A 14,723-nucleotide genomic window follows, 5' to 3' on the forward strand; every position below is an offset into this window, starting at 1 on the left:
AAGTGTTGGCGGTCGCCGACTCCGACTCGTATCTGAAGTGGGCGTCCTGCCTGCTCGGCGACCTTCCCCCCGGCGGCACGGCGGAACTGGTGGTGGTGCGCACGCCGATCGCGCCCTCGCCGGAGCAGATCGCCGCCGCCGTGGGCGGTGCGCAGCCGCCGCCGGTGGTCTCGGCGCGGTCCGTGCGGCGGCTGGCCGAGCGCATGCGGCCGGACGTGGTGCTCGTGGCCTGCACGGGGCCGGTGGTGGACGTGCTGGTGGCCGACGTGCTCGGCGACCTGCGGCCGCGGCCGGTGTTCGTGAGCGGGCTGCCGGGCATCTCGGTGCCGGCGACGGAGAAGGCGTGGCTGTTCCGCAGCGGGTGCGACCTGTTCGTGGTGCACAGCGAGCGTGAGGTGGCCGAGTTCTCCGAGATCGCCGGCCGGCTCGGCGGGGGAGGGGCGGTGGGGCTGGCCAGGCTGCCGTTCCTGCGCTCCGACGTCGTCAGCGGGGGCGGGAACCGGGTCGTGTTCGCCACCCAGGCCAAGGTGCCCCGGGAGCGCCCGGAGCGCGAGCGGATCCTGCTGGCGCTGGCGGAGCTGGCCCGGCTGCGGCCCGAGCTGGACGTGGTGGTCAAGCTGCGGGCCCTGGAGGACGAGCGGCAGACGCACAACGAGCGCCACCACTACCAGCGGCTGTGGCGGGAGATGGGCGAGCCGGGCCGGGTGGAGTTCGCGGCGGGGTCGATGCACGACCAGCTCGAACGGGCGGCCGGGTTCGTCACGGTGAGCTCGACGGCGGCGCTGGAGGCGATCGCGCTGGGCGTGCCGTCGCTGGTGCTGGAGGACTTCGGCGTCAGCGCCGAGATGATCAACCTGGTGTTCGAGGGCAGCGGGCTGCTGGGCACGCTCGACGACCTGGCGAAGGGCGGCTTCCGGGCGGCCTCTCCCGAGTGGTGCGAGGCCAACTACTTCCACCCGCCGGCGCGCAACGACTGGGCCGGGCGGCTGGCCGGGCTGGTGGCGGGCGGGCCGCGCGTACCGGCGCGGTCGCTGCTGGACGGGCCGGAGCACGCGGCGGCGCGGCGGCGGGCCAGGCTGCGGGTGGAGGTGCATCCCTCGATGCTGCGGGCCGGCTACCGGGCCAAGCGCCGCATGCGCCGCTACCTCAAAGCCCTCGGCTGACCGCCGCCTTTCCTGAGCGGCGTGCCCTGTTCCCCGGCGGGACCGCGACCCCGGACGGTGGGAGAGGGTCCCTCCCGCCGCCCAGGGTCGCGGTCCCCGGCGGAGCGCGATAACGAGGGCCACCCGCCCCGGAGTTCCCGCTACCGCGGAAAGGCCGCAACCCCGTCGTCGGGGTTGCGGCCTTTCTGGTGAGAGGTGTCAGATCGCCGAGCGGATCTTCCGGCGCAGCCGGGTGAGCGCCGTGGGGCGGGCCACCAGGCCGAGGGTCTCCAGGCGCTTGCGCTTGAAGTACCGCGAGTCGAACTCGATGCTCGCCGGCCGCAGCTCCGGGTACGTCTCGGCCTGCATGCAGTAGCCCACCGCCCGGACGAGCCCGCGCAGGTCCACCGCCGTCGGGTGCTCGATGCCGCCGTCCGGCGACAGCCGGGGCAGCAGCGCGTCCACGATCGTGACCGGGATCCGGTTGCTGTTCTCGTACGGCGCCAGCCGGTCGAGCACCAGCTCCGTGCCGTACGAGGCCACCTGCAGCCCGAAGTAGCGCTGCGCGGTCAGCAGCCCGGTCGAGAAGCAGCCCACGACCAGTTCGGGCCGCAGCGCCGCGAAGCACACCTCGGCGGGCACGCTCTCGGCGGCCACCGACAGCCGCACGCCCAGGGGTTCGGCCGCGGCCCGCAGGAGCTGGGCGTGGCGCCGCCCGGCGGCCGGGTGCGGCTTGAAGACGATGTCGGTGTAGCCGCGGGCGGCCAGGGCCTTGAGCATCGTCTCGTGCAGCGCCGCCTCCTCCTCCGGCGTGACGATCTCCAGGGCCGACAGGTACTGGCCGAGGATCATCGCCTGCCCGGGCAGCATGTCGGGGGCGGTGGCGGTGACCTCGTGCACGATCGACATGAACCGCTCGTCCGGCAGGACCGAGGGCGGGACGTCGTACTCGCTGAGCAGCAGCGGGGTCAGGCCCGGCACGAGGTCCAGGTGGAACAGGCGGCCGATGCGGCGGTAGATCTCCGCCGGCAGCGGGTCGCGGGTGGGGCCGTAGCTCATCAGGCCGTCGGAGTAGACGGTGATCGGGCAGTCGCGCACCAGCCCGGCGATGGTGCGGGCCGGGGGCACCGCGATGGACTCCAGCACCAGCTCCTCGACCCCGTCCAGGCCCCAGACGGAGCGCAGGAGGCGCTCCATCATCGGCACCTCGATGACGCGGGCGCGCCAGTCGGAGGGGTGCAGCGGCGCGATGAGGTCGTTCCACGAGTGCACCGCGTCGAAGCGCGAGCGCAGCACCGCGAAGCCGGGCGACCTGTCGAGCGGTGCCGTCACCTCGGGGATGGCCGCGTTGTTCGACACGATCAGCACGCGGCGCCCGTCGCCGAAGCGGCCGTCGTCGATGGCGGCGGCCAGCGACATCGCGCCGAACAGCGTCGAGGCGTAGAAGACCTTCACTATGTCTCCTCCCGGTCGCGGCGGACCCGGACGTGCGAGCTGGGCGGCAGGTCGGGCACCAGGGCCCGCAGCGTCGTCTCGCGTTCGACGGACATGCGCGCCACCGACTCCGACACCAGCTCGGCGGGCAGGGCGCGCACCATGTGGGCGCCGCGCTCCTCGAAGCGGGAGCGCAGCGCCGGGGTGAACCGGTCGGCGATCTCCAGGTGGTGGGCGAGCAGCGCGCAGAAGTTCCGCACCGCCTTGGGCAGGAACTCCGGCTCGAGATCCTTGAACACCAGGTCGAACGCGTCGAAGAAGTGCAGCTGGCGCTCGTCGCCGACCTGGGTGAGCGACCCGGACACCAGGCGGCGGTAGAACAGCCCGGCCATCGACACCACCGCGAACGTGGCGGCCTCCCGGTGCAGGCGCCAGATCCACGGCCGGTCCTCGGCGGTGTGCAGGGAGCCGGGGAAGTGCAGCAGGTCGCGAAGGGAGCGCCGGTAGATCCCGGCCCACGCGTACGGGTAGTCGACCATGGTCCGCATGCCCGCGGGCAGGATCGCCTCCCGTGGGTCGAGCACCACGCCCCTCCGCGCCATGGGGGCGCGGTGCACGACCCGTTTGCGGCCCTCGACCTGCACGTGGTCGGCGCGTACGAAGTCGCAGCCGAGCCCGTCGATCGCCTCGACGAGCCGTGCCAGGTAGCCGGGGGCGAGCCAGTCGTCGGCGTCCATGAACGTGACGTACCGGCCGGAGGCGGCCGACAGGCCCGTGTTGCGGGCGTCGGCCAGCCCCACGGGGGCGGGGTTGCGCAGCATGGTCAGCCCGGGCAGCTCGCGCGTGAAGTCGTCGACGATGTCCCCGGTGGCGTCGGTGGACCCGTCGTTCACGACGATGAACTCGAAGTCGTGCCGGGCGTTGCGGCAGAGCGACGACAGCGCGTCGGCGATGTAGCGCTCGCCGTTCAGCACCGGCACGACGACCGAGAGAGTGATCAAGAGTGGTTTCTCCAGAGTGCGGACGAGGTCAGACGGTCACCCGGCGCAGGCGGGCCTTGGGAGCCTCCTCGCCGGGGAAGACGCGCTTGACGCCGTCGCCCATGGCCTGCTCGATGATGCGGATGTCACGGACGAGGTGCTCGAGGCCGGCCGGCTCCAGCGAGGCGGCGTGGTCGGAGCCCCACATGGTCCGGTCGAGCGTGATGTGCCGCTCCACGGTGACCGCGCCGAGCGTGACCGCGGCCAGGGAGATCTGCAGGCCGCGCTCGTGGCCGGAGTAGCCGACGGGCACGCCGTAGCGCTCCTTGAGCGTGGTGATCGTGCGCAGGTTCGCCTCTTCGGGCGGCAGCGGGTACGTGGACGTCGCGTGCATCATGATCAGCTTGTCGGTGCCGAGGATCTCGACGGCCGCGTCGATCTCCGACAGCGTGGACATGCCGGTGGACAGGATGATCGGCTTGCCGGTGGCGGCCAGGACCCGCAGCAGCTCGTGGTCGGCGACGCTGGCCGAGGCCACCTTGTGCACGAGGACGTCCATCTCCTCCAGGAACTCCACGGAGGGCACGTCCCACGGCGAGGCGAACCAGTGCAGGCCGCGCTCGTCGCAGTATTTCGCGATCTGCCGGTACTCGTCGTAGCCGAACTCGGTCCGCTCCTTGTACTCCAGGTACGTCATCTCGCCCCACGGCGTCTGCCTGATCTGGCCCTTCTGCTCCTCGGGCACGCAGATCGCGGGGGTGCGCTTCTGGAACTTGACCGCCTGGCAGCCGGCCTCGGCCGCCACGTCGATGAGGCGGCGGGCGATGTCGATGTCGCCGTTGTGGTTGATGCCGATCTCGCCGATCACGTACACGGGCTCGCCGTCGCCGACCAGGACGTCGCCGATCGCCACGGGGCCGAGCCTGGGGCGCGTGCGGACCTCGGCGGCGGGCGGCTCGGGGCGGGCGGCCACGACGCGGTCGCACAGCTCACGCACGGCGCCGGACCCGCCGGCCTTGGTCAGCACGACCCTGGCGGCGGCGCGCACGCGCGGGTGGGCGTCGGGGGTGGCGATGGGCCAGCCGACCTCGGCCATCGGGCCCAGGTCGTTGACGTCGTTGCCGACGTAGGCGACGCGGGCCGGGTCGAGGCCCTCGATGGTCAGCCAGTCGCGCAGCACGGTCCGCTTCTCGGCCAGGCCCTGCAGCACGGGGACGCCGAGCTTGCGGGCGCGGGCGGCCACCACCGGGTTGTGCTCGGTGGACATGACCAGCACCTTCACCCCGGACCGCTTCAGCAGCGCGATGCCCATCCCGTCGGAGCGGCTGACGAGCACCATCTCGCGGCCGTCGGAGTCGACGTAGGCGCGGTCGTCGGTGTGCACGCCGTCGAAGTCGGTGATGACGGCGTCCACGTCGATCGGCTCGGGCTCGTCGATGAACGGGGCGAGCGCGCGCACCAGCTCCAGGTCGTCCGGGTTGTCGATCTCGACGCCGTGCTTCGGCGACACCGGCTGGACGGCGACCTGGCCGAAGAAGCGGTGGCCGTGCTCGCGCAGGCCGGAGGTGCGCATGACGTAGAAGGCGCCGTTCTCGCGGAACTCGGGGTCGCGGTCCTGGCGGCGCTGGCGGACGGCCGGGTCGTGGTTGATGCCGGCCCCGGTGGCGGTCCACAGGAACTCGTGCGTCGGCAGCCCCGACACGACCGAGTCGGCCTCCCCGTCCAGCACCTTGCGGACCGCCTCCGACAGGTTCTCGGGGTCGATGAACGCGCTGGTGCACTGCACGAGCACGACGACCTCGGGCTCCGCGCCGAGCGTGTCGAGCGCGTGCAGCACCGCCGACTCGCTGGAGGCGGTGGCGCCGCTCAGCTCCTCGGGCCGGTCCACGACGATCGCGCCTGCCTCGCGGGCGGTCTCGGCGATGCCCGCGTGGTCGGTGCTGACCACGACCTGGTCCACGAGCTCGGCCCGCTGGGCGGCCCGTACCGCTCGGGTGACCAGCGGGACACCGCCGACCAGGGCGAGGTTCTTCAGGGGTACGCCCGCCGAACCTCCGCGGGCGGGAACTACGGCCAGGACTCGCAAGATCTGTCTCCTCAGTGCATCGGACTGCACCCAGAAGCTAGAGGTCCGGATTGAACGGCCAGCGTCACCATCATTAACTTTCCATGGGGATCCGGTAGAGCAACTCTGGCCGGCCGACTCCGCCGTATTGCGGGATGCGGGCCGCCACCCCCAGCTCGACCAGGTATTCCAGGTAGCGGCGGGCCGTCACGCGGGACACCCCGATCGCGTCGGCCACGGCTTGGGCCGCCATGCCCTCGGGGCTGTCGCGCAGCTTCGCGGCGACCGTGTCGAGGGTGTCGCGCGCCATGCCCTTCGGCAGCTCTGAGCTGCCCCGCAGGGTGCCGAGGACCCGGTCCACGTCGCCCTGCCCGACGGCCAGGCCGGCCTCGTCCTTGAACCGGGCGTAACGCGTCAGCTTTTCGGAGAGTGTCGCGTAGGTGAACGGTTTGAGCAGGTACTGGGAGATGCCGAGGGAGACCGCCGAGCGGACCATGGCCAGGTCGCGGGCCGAGGTGACGGCGATCACGTCGCACATGAGGCCGCCCGCGCGGATGGCCCGGCACACCTCCAGCCCGTGCATGTCCGGCAGGTAGAGGTCGAGCAGGACGAGGTCCACGGGCCTGCCGCGCAGGAACCGCAGGGCCTCGCCGCCGGTCCTGACCACCCCGGCCACCTCGAAGCCCGGGGTCCGCTCGACGTAGATGCGGTTGGCCTCGGCCGTGATCTCCTCGTCCTCCACGACGAGCACGGATATCTTCGCGCCCGATCCCGGCGCCGAGACGGTCATCGCACCCGCTCCGGCACCGGCAGCCGCACGGTGAAAGCCGAGCCCTTCACGTCGATGGTGCCGCCCAGCCGCCGCACCGCCTGCCCCACCAGCGCCAGGCCGAGCCCGCGCCCGTCGCCCTTGGTGGTCCAGCCCTTGGTGAACGCCTGCGGGTCGGCCAGCCCGGGACCGTTGTCGGCGACCCTGATGAGGACCTCGCCGCCGCCCGCGCTGAGGTGGACCTCCACCCGGGAGGCCGCGTCGATGGCGTTGTCGATCAGGTTGCCCACGATCGTGACGAGCTCGCGCGGGTCGAGGCCCAGGTCGTCGAGCTCGCTGTCCTGGCTGATCATGAGTTCGGCGCCGCGTTCGGCGGCCTCGGCGCTCTTGCCCAGCAGCAGCGCGGCGAGCACCGGCTCGCGCACGGCGCCGACCACCCGGTCGGTCAGCTCCTGCGCGGCGCGCAGCTCGGCCGTGCCGAGGGCCACGGCCTGTTCGGTGCGGCCCAGCTCCACCAGCGTGATGACGGTGTGCAGCCGGTTGGCGGCCTCGTGGGCGGCCGAGCGCAGCGATTCGGCGAAGTCGCGTTCGGCGTCGAGCTGCCCGGTCAGCGCCTGCAGCTCGGTGTGGTCGCGCACGGTCACGACGGTGCCGAGCCGGCTGGCGGCGCTGTTGACGGCGAGGACGCGGTCGCCGACCAAATGGACGCGCTCGTCGTCGCCGGCCAGCACCTTCGACAGGCCGAGCTCGTCCACGTGCCGCCCTTCGGCGTCGGCGGGCAGGCCCAGCAGCATCCTGGCGGCGTCGTTGCAGAGCGTCAGCGTGCCGTCCTTGCCCACCAGCAGCAGGCCCTCGCGGACGGCGTGCAGGACGGCGTCGTGGTGCTCGTGGATGCGGCCCAGCTCCACCGGGCCGAGGCCGTGCGTCTGGCGGCGCAGCCGCGCGGTGACCAGCCACGTGCCGGCGGCGCCCAGCGAGAGCGCGAGCGCGACGACGAGGCCGCCCCAGGCGAGCTGGTCGCGGACCCTGGCGCTGATCTGGTTGATCGTGATGCCCGCGCTGACCAGCGCGCGCACCCGGCCGCCCGACATGACGGGGGTCACGACCCGCCTGGACTCGCCGAGTGTGCCGGTGTAGGTCTCGGTGAACGTCTCGCCGGCCAGCGCCCGCTCGGTGTGGCCGAGGTAGTGCTTGCCGATCTCGGCGGGGTTGGGGTGGGTGTAGCGGGTGCCGTCCGGTTTCATGATGGTGATGAAGTCGACGCCCGTCTGGTGGCGTACCTGCTCGGCGTACGGCTGCAGCCGTACGGACGGGTTCGGCTCGTCGAGGGCGGCCAGCACGCTGGGCGAGGCGGCCACGCTCACCGCGACGGCCCTGGCCTTGCTGCTCGCCTCGTCGGTGAGCAGCTCGTGCGCCTGCACGATGGCGAGCACCGCCAGGCCCGCCACCGTGACGGCGACCACGAGCAGCTGCAGGACCAGCATCTGGCCCGCCAGGCTCCAGCGCCGCATGTGACATCTCCCCTGTGAACGAAACTTACTCAATGGTGACCTATGTCACTGTGAGGGGCATACTCGGGCGTCTAGAAGGTCATTCCATCACCGCTGGAGAGCCCCCCATGCGTGATCGCACTCGCTACCTCTATCTGGCCGTCATCGGGGCGGTCCTACTCGGCATCCTGGTCGGATTCGTCTGGCCGGACGTGGGCAAGGAGCTCAAACCGCTCGGCACCGGCTTCGTGGCGCTCATCCAGATGGTGATCGGGCCGATCATCTTCTGCACGATCGTGCTGGGCATCGGCTCGGTACGCCAGGCGGCCAAGGTCGGCAAGGTCGGCGGGCTCGCGCTCGGCTACTTCATCGTCATGTCCACGGTAGCCCTGCTCATCGGCCTGCTGGTCGGCAACGTCATCGACCCGGGCTCGGGGCTGCACCTCAGCGACGCGGCCAGGCAGGCGGCGGAGGCGCAGGCGGCCAAGGGCGGCGAGTCCAGCACGGTCGACTTCCTGCTCGGCATCATCCCGAAGACGCTGGTGTCCTCGCTCACCGAAGGCTCGGTGCTGCAGGCGCTGCTCGTGGCGCTGCTGGCCGGGTTCGCGATCCAGGCCATGGGCGCCAAGGGCGAGCCGATCCTGCGCACCATCGAGCACTTCCAGCGGCTGACGTTCCGCATCCTCGCCATGATCATGTGGGCCGCGCCCGTCGGCGCGTTCGGCGCGATCGCCGCGGTCGTGGGGGAGACCGGGCTGGAGGCGCTCAAGAGCCTGGCGATCATCATGGTCGCCTTCTACATCACGTGCCTGCTGTTCGTCGGCGTCGTGCTCGGCTCGATCCTGTGGCTGGTCGCGCGGATCAACCTGTGGTCGCTGCTGAAGTACCTGGGCCGCGAGTTCCTGCTCATCCTGTCCACCTCCTCGTCGGAGACGGCCCTGCCCCGGCTCATCGCCAAGATGGAGCACCTGGGCGTGAGCAAGACCGTGGCCGGCATCACGGTGCCGACCGGCTACTCCTTCAACCTCGACGGCACGGCGATCTACCTGACCATGGCCACGCTGTTCATCGCCGAGGCCACCGGGGCGCCGCTGCAGTTCGGCGAGCAGATCGCGCTGCTGCTGTTCATGATGATCGCCTCCAAGGGCGCCGCGGGCGTGACCGGGGCCGGGCTGGCCACGCTGGCCGGCGGGCTGCAGGCGCACCGTCCGGCGCTGGTCGACGGCGTCGGCCTCATCGTGGGCATCGACCGCTTCATGTCGGAGGCCAGGGCGCTGACGAACTTCGCCGGCAACTCCGTCGCCACCGTGCTGGTCGCCGTCTGGACCGGTGACTTCGACCGGGAGCGCGCGAACCAGGTGCTGGCCGGGCAGGCGCCGTTCGACGAGTCCACGCTGCTGGACGAGGACGACGACACCGGCGGCCCCGGCCCCGACGAGTCGGGCGACCGGGAGCTGTCGAAGGTCTAGGGCTTGCGGGCGATGCCCGCGTAGCCCATCCGCGACAGGTCCGGGTCGAGGAAGATCGGGACGTCGCGGTCGATGTACGGCCACCCGAGCTCCGGCCCGATGCCGTTGGCGAGGTAGCCGGGCGGGATGAACTCGAAGTCACCGAAGAAGGCCGCGATCTCCTTGCCGGGTCGCGGCCTGAACGGCATGTTGGCCCGTTGGTAGAACTCGACCACCCGGTCCGTCAGCGCCGAGTGGGAGTCGCTGCCCACGTGTGAGATGGCCAGATAGCTGCCCGGCGCCATCGCCTCGCGGTAGGCGGCCACGAACGTGTCCGGGTCGTCCTCGTCGGGGATCAGGTGCAGGATGAACATCATCAGCACGGCCACCGGCCGCTCGAAGTCCAGGAGCGCGCGCACTTCGGGGTTGGCCAGGATCTCCTTCGGCCGGCGCACGTCGCCCAGCACCATGGCCACCCGTTCCGGGTCGGCCAGCAGGGCCCTGCCGTGCGTGGCCACCACGGGGTCGTTGTCCACGTAGACCACGCGGGCGTCGGGGGTGTGGCGGAGCGCGACCTCGTGCACGTTCTCCTGCGCGGGCAGGCCCGAGCCGAGGTCGAGGAACTGCGTGATGCCCTGTTCGCAGAGGTAACGCACGAACCGGCCGATGAGCGCCCGGTTCTCCCTGGTGCCGTCGCGCGTCTCGGGGACCGCGCTCAGGACCAGTTCGGCCAGATCCCTGTCGGCTTGGAAGTTGTCCTTGCCGCCCAGGAAGTAGTCGTACATACGCGCCGCGTTAGGGATATGCGGGTCGACGCCCTGAGGCGCTTGTTCCGTCATGACACCATGATCTATGACTTGAGCACCGGAAATCTACGAAAAGCGGTCAAACGGCTGGAAGTCTCAACACAAATCGCGCGCCGCCCACACGGTCCTCAACGGTGATCTGCCCCCCATGGGCCACCGCGACGTCGCGCGCGATGGCCAGGCCCAGGCCCGTTCCGCCGGCGTCGCGGCTGCGGGCGGCGTCCAGGCGGGTGAAGCGCTGGAAGATGCGCTCGCGATCCTCCTCGGCGATCTCGACGCCGTCGTTCTCGACCGCCAGCAGCGCCGTGTGCTCGCCCTCCCTGCGGACCTCGACCTGGACCGTGTGCTCGGCGTGGCGCTGGGCGTTGTCCAGCAGGTTCGTCAGCACCCTGGCGAGCTGGAGCCGTACGCCCTCGACCACCACCCCCTCGGCCAGTTCCACGTGCACGGGCACCTTGTCGCAGCGCACGGACAGCTCCTGGCGCACCAGCTCGGCGAGGTCCACCCGCTCCTTGACCACGTCCACCCGGGAGCCGATCCTGGCCAGCAGCAGCAGATCGGTGATGATGGCCTCCAGGCGGTCGGTGTCGCGCAGCGCGCTGTCCACCAGCGCCTCGACATCGGTGTCGTCGGGATAGAGCTGGGCGCTCTCCAGCTGGGCGCGCAGGCCCGCGATGGGGGTGCGCAGCTCGTGCGAGGCGTCGGAGGCGAACTGGCGCTGCTGCTGGGCCGAGCGTTCCAGCCGGGCCAGCGTGCCGTTGACGGACCGGGCGAGCTGGGCCACCTCGTCCGCGCCCGGCGGCTGCGTGACGCGCCGGCTCAGGTCGCCCGCGTGGACGGCGTCCAGCTCGGCCCGCATGGTCGCCACCGGCCGCAGCGCGCGCCCCGTGACCAGCCACGTGGCCCACGACGCCAGCCCGATCAGCACCCCGACCTCGATGAACACCACCACTTCCAGCCCGCGGTTGGCCAGCAGGTCGGGCGTGCTGCGGCCCGCGTAGACCACGGGGGAGTCGGCGAACAGGCTGACGCGGACGGCGGTGACGTGGATGCACTCGGTGGGCAGGCAGTTCATCACGCTGATCACCCGGTTCTCGGGTGTGGGGCGGATGTCGCTGAGCGGCGGCAGGTTCCTGGCCGCGTCGCTGCTGGCCAGGATCTGGCCGTTGGGGCCGACGACCTGGATCAGGTCCACCGGCGGGTTGGGCACCGGGATGGCGGCGCCCATGGGCAGCGCGCCGCCGCGCATCTCGTACGCGATCCGCTCGGCCGTGTCCCTGGTGTCGCGGAAGACGCTGGCCGTCATCAGCGACCTGGCGGTGATCACCCCGGCGACGGCCACGGGGATGAGCACGAGGGCGGCTACAGCCGTCGCGATGAGGGTGACGCGTCCGCGCAGGGATCTGGCCCACCAGGGTGGCACCCTGTGAGGTTACCGAGCGTGATTACCGACATTTGCCGCGTTAAGGGAAAGATTCCCCCAACCCGGGGACCGGATCCGGTCAGCGCTGGATCCAGGCCGCGGTGTCCGGCGGGAGGGCCCCGTCCGCGGCCAGCGGGCCGCTGGACAGCAGCACCTCGCCGCCGAAGTCGAGCCGCACCGGCTCCTCGCCCGTGTTGAGCACCACGACCAGCCCCGGGTCGCGCTCGATGGCCAGCACGTCCTTGGGGGAGTCGAGCCACGTCACGGTGCCGCCGCCGAGCGCCGGGTGCTCTTTGCGGAGCTTCAGCGCGGCGCGGTAGAGGTTCAGGGTGGAGGCGGGGTCGTGCTCCTGGGCCTCGGCCGACAGCGGCCCCCACGAGTCGGGGATCGGCAGCCAGGGATCACGCCAGCCGAAGTCGCCGGTGGCCGTCCACGGGATCGGCACCCGGCAGCCGTCGCGGCTCTCGCCGGTGCGCCGGAAGGCCGGGTCCTGGCGCAGCTCGTCCGGCAGGTCGAGCACCTCGGGCAGGCCCAGCTCCTCGCCGTTGTAGAGGTAGGCCGAGCCGGGCAGGGCCAGCATGAGCAGCGTGGCCGCGCGGGCGCGGGCCAGGCCGCCGTGGCGGGTGACGTGGCGGGGCTTGTCGTGGTTCGACAGCACCCACGTGGTGGGCGCGCCGACCAGCTCCGACTCCTTCAGCGCCTTCTCGATGACGGTACGGAAGGACTTGGCGTGGAAGTCGGCCATCATGAACTCGAACGAGAACGCCTGGTGCAGCTCGTCGGGCCCGACGTAGCGGGCCAGCCGCTCGGGGGAGGACACCCACGCCTCGGCCACCGCCATCCGGCCGCCGGGGTAGGAGTCGAGGATCGGCCGCCACTCGCGGTAGATCTCGTGCACGCCGTCCTGGTCGAAGTACGGCAGCTGCTCGTCGCCGAGCATCTCGGCCTGGCGGCCCTCCTTCGGCCCCACGTCGGGCAGTCCGGCGGCCTTGATCATGCCGTGCGCCACGTCGATCCTGAAGCCGTCCACGCCCCGGTCGAGCCAGAAGCGCAGGATGTCGCGGAACTCGGCGCGCACGTCCGGGTTCTCCCAGTTGAGGTCCGGCTGCTCGGGGGCGAACAGGTGCAGGTACCACTGCCCGTCCGCCACCTGCGTCCAGGCCGGGCCGCCGAAGATCGACTCCCAGTCGTTGGGCTCGTCGCGGAAGATGTAGCGATCGCGCAGACCGGCCTGGAACCACGGGTGCTGGTCGGAGGAGTGGTTCGGCACCAGGTCCACGATGACCCTGATGCCCTTGTCGTGGGCGTCGGCCATGAGGGCGTCGAAGTCGGCGAGCGTGCCGAACATGGGGTCCACGTCCCGGTAGTCGGCCACGTCGTAGCCGCCGTCGGCCATGGGGGAGGTGTAGAAGGGGCTCAGCCAGATGGCGTCCACGCCCAGGTCGGCGAGGTAGCCGAGGCGCTCGCGCACGCCGGCGAGGTCGCCCATGCCATCTCCGTCGGCGTCGGCGAAGCTGCGCGGGTAGACCTGGTACACGACGGCGTCACGCCACCAGTCGTCGTTGCCGAGCATGGCTGTCCTTCCCTGGATGACCGAGATGTCCGTGATGTTGTGGTGAAGGATGTCGCGCCCGCTCGGCCGGGGTCAAGCGCAACTTGCGGAAAGTTGCATACGTCACCGTGACCCGCCCGTACTCCGGCCGAGGGTCCCAGACCGACCCCCTGTGAGAGCGGGTTTCGCTCGGTTCGGTGAGGATCACGTAACGCTCTTTCGCAAGTTCTTCCAATTCTTGCAAAGAGCCGCTAACGTCCCGGAAACGTTAGAGCTTTCTTCCGGCGGCGCTCGTGTGGCGCCGCCGTTCCTGCGTGACCTCAGGAGGTCCCATGCGCATGCGGGCTCTGGGTGTGGCCGCTCTCGCGACCCTCGCGTTCGCCGCCACGGCGTGCGGCGAATCCCAGCCGGCTTCCCAGTCGGCCTCTCCGGCGGCACCCGGTGCGTCCGCCTCCGCCCCGGCGGCCAAGAGCGGCGGCACGCTCGTGATCTGGGCCGACCCCAGCCGCGTCAAGCCGCTCAAGCCGTTCGCCGACCAGTTCGGCACCGAGAACGGCGTGACCGTCGAGGTGAAGGAGATCAGCAAGGACAACCAGACGACCTTCCTCACCGCCTCCCAGCAGGGCAGCGGCCCGGACATCATGATCGGCGCGCACGACTGGATCGGCAACCTCGTGCAGAACGGCGCCATCGACCCCGTCACGCTGACCGACGAGCAGAAGGCAGCCTTCTCGGCCAAGGCGATGCAGGCCGTGACGTTCAACGGGCAGGTCTACGGAGCCCCGTACGCGGTGGAGAACATCGCCCTGATCCGCAACACCAAGCTCGCCCCCGACGCGCCCGCCTCGATCGAGGACATGATCGCCAAGGGCAAGGAGCTCAAGGCGGCCGGCAAGGTCAAGGAGGTGCTCTGCATCCCCGTCGGCCAGAAGGGCGACGCCTTCCACGTCTACCCGATCTTCGCCTCCGCGGGCGGCGCGCTGTTCGGCGCCACCTCCACCGGCGACCCCGACCCCAAGCAGGTGCTGGTCGGCTCGCCCGACTCGGTCAAGGCGTTCGGCAAGCTCAAGGACCTGGGCGAGAAGGGCGACGGCGCGCTGCGCACGTCGATCACGAACGAGAACTACATCGTCAACTTCGCCGGCGGCAAGTGCGCCTACCTGATCTCCGGCCCGTGGGCGATGAGCGAGGTCAAGAAGGGCGGCATCACGTACGACATCACGGCCGTCCCGTCCTTCAAGGGCGGCAAGCCCGCCACCCCGTTCGTCGGCGTGCAGACGTTCTTCGTGGCCTCCAAGGGCAAGAACAAGGCCCTGGCCCAGGAGTTCGTCGCCAACTACGTGACCAACAAGGACGTCGCGAAGGCGCTGTACGAGGCCGACCCGCGGCCCCCGGCGCTGACCGCCGCTCTCCAGGAGGTCCAGGCGAGCGACCCGGACGCGGTCAAGTTCATGGAGGCGGGCAAGGACGGCCTGCCGATGCCGGCCATCCCCGAGATGGCGGCCATCTGGGAGCCGTTCGGCATCGCCGAGAACGCCGTCGTCAAGGGCGGCGACGCGGCCAAGGCCGCCGCGGCCGCGCAGAAGGCCATCGACGGCTCGCTCAAGCACTGAT

General features: G+C 71.2%; 11 protein-coding genes. 3 read left to right on the plus strand and 8 right to left on the minus strand.

The features are described from left to right. Positions 1-2 precede the first annotated feature (2 nt). Positions 3-1,163, plus strand: a complete 1,161-nt coding sequence (locus HD596_RS34110; protein ID WP_313047615.1) for a DUF6716 putative glycosyltransferase — start codon at positions 3-5, stop codon at positions 1,161-1,163. A 198-nt stretch (positions 1,164-1,361) separates the two neighbouring features. On the opposite strand, the gene HD596_RS34115 is transcribed toward HD596_RS34110, so the two are convergent. The 5 genes from HD596_RS34115 to HD596_RS34135 form a co-directional block, all read right to left on the minus strand. After that, entirely contained in the window at positions 1,362-2,597 is a 1,236-nt protein-coding gene (locus HD596_RS34115) for a polysialyltransferase family glycosyltransferase (RefSeq protein ID WP_185073363.1), read from the minus strand. Further along, positions 2,597-3,577, minus strand: a complete 981-nt coding sequence (locus HD596_RS34120) for a glycosyltransferase family 2 protein (protein ID WP_185073365.1) — start codon at positions 3,575-3,577, stop codon at positions 2,597-2,599. Before HD596_RS34120 ends, HD596_RS34115 begins: the two co-directional genes overlap by 1 nt. Before the next feature lie 28 nt (positions 3,578-3,605). Then, on the minus strand, positions 3,606-5,642 hold the full coding sequence (locus HD596_RS34125) for an N-acetylneuraminate synthase family protein (RefSeq protein WP_185073366.1): 2,037 nt from the start codon (positions 5,640-5,642) through the stop codon (positions 3,606-3,608). A 73-nt stretch (positions 5,643-5,715) separates the two neighbouring features. Next, entirely contained in the window at positions 5,716-6,411 is a 696-nt protein-coding gene (locus HD596_RS34130; RefSeq protein ID WP_185073368.1) for a response regulator, read from the minus strand. Next, positions 6,408-7,901: a sensor histidine kinase gene (locus HD596_RS34135; protein WP_185073370.1), complete on the minus strand. Its 1,494-nt coding sequence runs from the start codon at positions 7,899-7,901 to the stop codon at positions 6,408-6,410. The genes HD596_RS34130 and HD596_RS34135 overlap by 4 nt, the downstream gene beginning before the upstream one ends. A gap of 107 nt (positions 7,902-8,008) precedes the next feature. Between HD596_RS34135 and HD596_RS34140 the strand changes: the two genes are divergently transcribed. Further along, on the plus strand, positions 8,009-9,349 hold the full coding sequence (locus HD596_RS34140; protein WP_185073372.1) for a cation:dicarboxylate symporter family transporter: 1,341 nt from the start codon (positions 8,009-8,011) through the stop codon (positions 9,347-9,349). Here HD596_RS34140 and HD596_RS34145 read toward each other — a convergent pair. The 3 genes from HD596_RS34145 to HD596_RS34155 form a co-directional block, all read right to left on the minus strand. After that, a complete protein-coding gene (locus tag HD596_RS34145; protein ID WP_185073374.1) occupies positions 9,346-10,167 on the minus strand; it encodes an SAM-dependent methyltransferase in 822 nt (273 codons plus the stop codon). The two genes, HD596_RS34140 and HD596_RS34145, sit on opposite strands and share 4 nt — an antisense overlap. A gap of 46 nt (positions 10,168-10,213) precedes the next feature. Further along, positions 10,214-11,557, minus strand: a complete 1,344-nt coding sequence (locus HD596_RS34150) for a sensor histidine kinase (RefSeq protein ID WP_185073376.1) — start codon at positions 11,555-11,557, stop codon at positions 10,214-10,216. A 79-nt stretch (positions 11,558-11,636) separates the two neighbouring features. After that, a complete protein-coding gene (locus HD596_RS34155; RefSeq protein WP_185073378.1) occupies positions 11,637-13,130 on the minus strand; it encodes a glycoside hydrolase family 13 protein in 1,494 nt (497 codons plus the stop codon). Positions 13,131-13,441: 311 nt separating this feature from the next. Here HD596_RS34155 and HD596_RS34160 point away from each other — a divergent pair, with 311 nt between their 5' ends. Continuing rightward, entirely contained in the window at positions 13,442-14,722 is a 1,281-nt protein-coding gene (locus HD596_RS34160) for a sugar ABC transporter substrate-binding protein (protein WP_185073380.1), read from the plus strand. The last annotated feature ends 1 nt before the right edge of the window (position 14,723 follow it).

The sequence above is a fragment of the Nonomuraea jabiensis genome, from assembly GCF_014204795.1.
GTDB lineage: Bacteria > Actinomycetota > Actinomycetes > Streptosporangiales > Streptosporangiaceae > Nonomuraea > Nonomuraea jabiensis.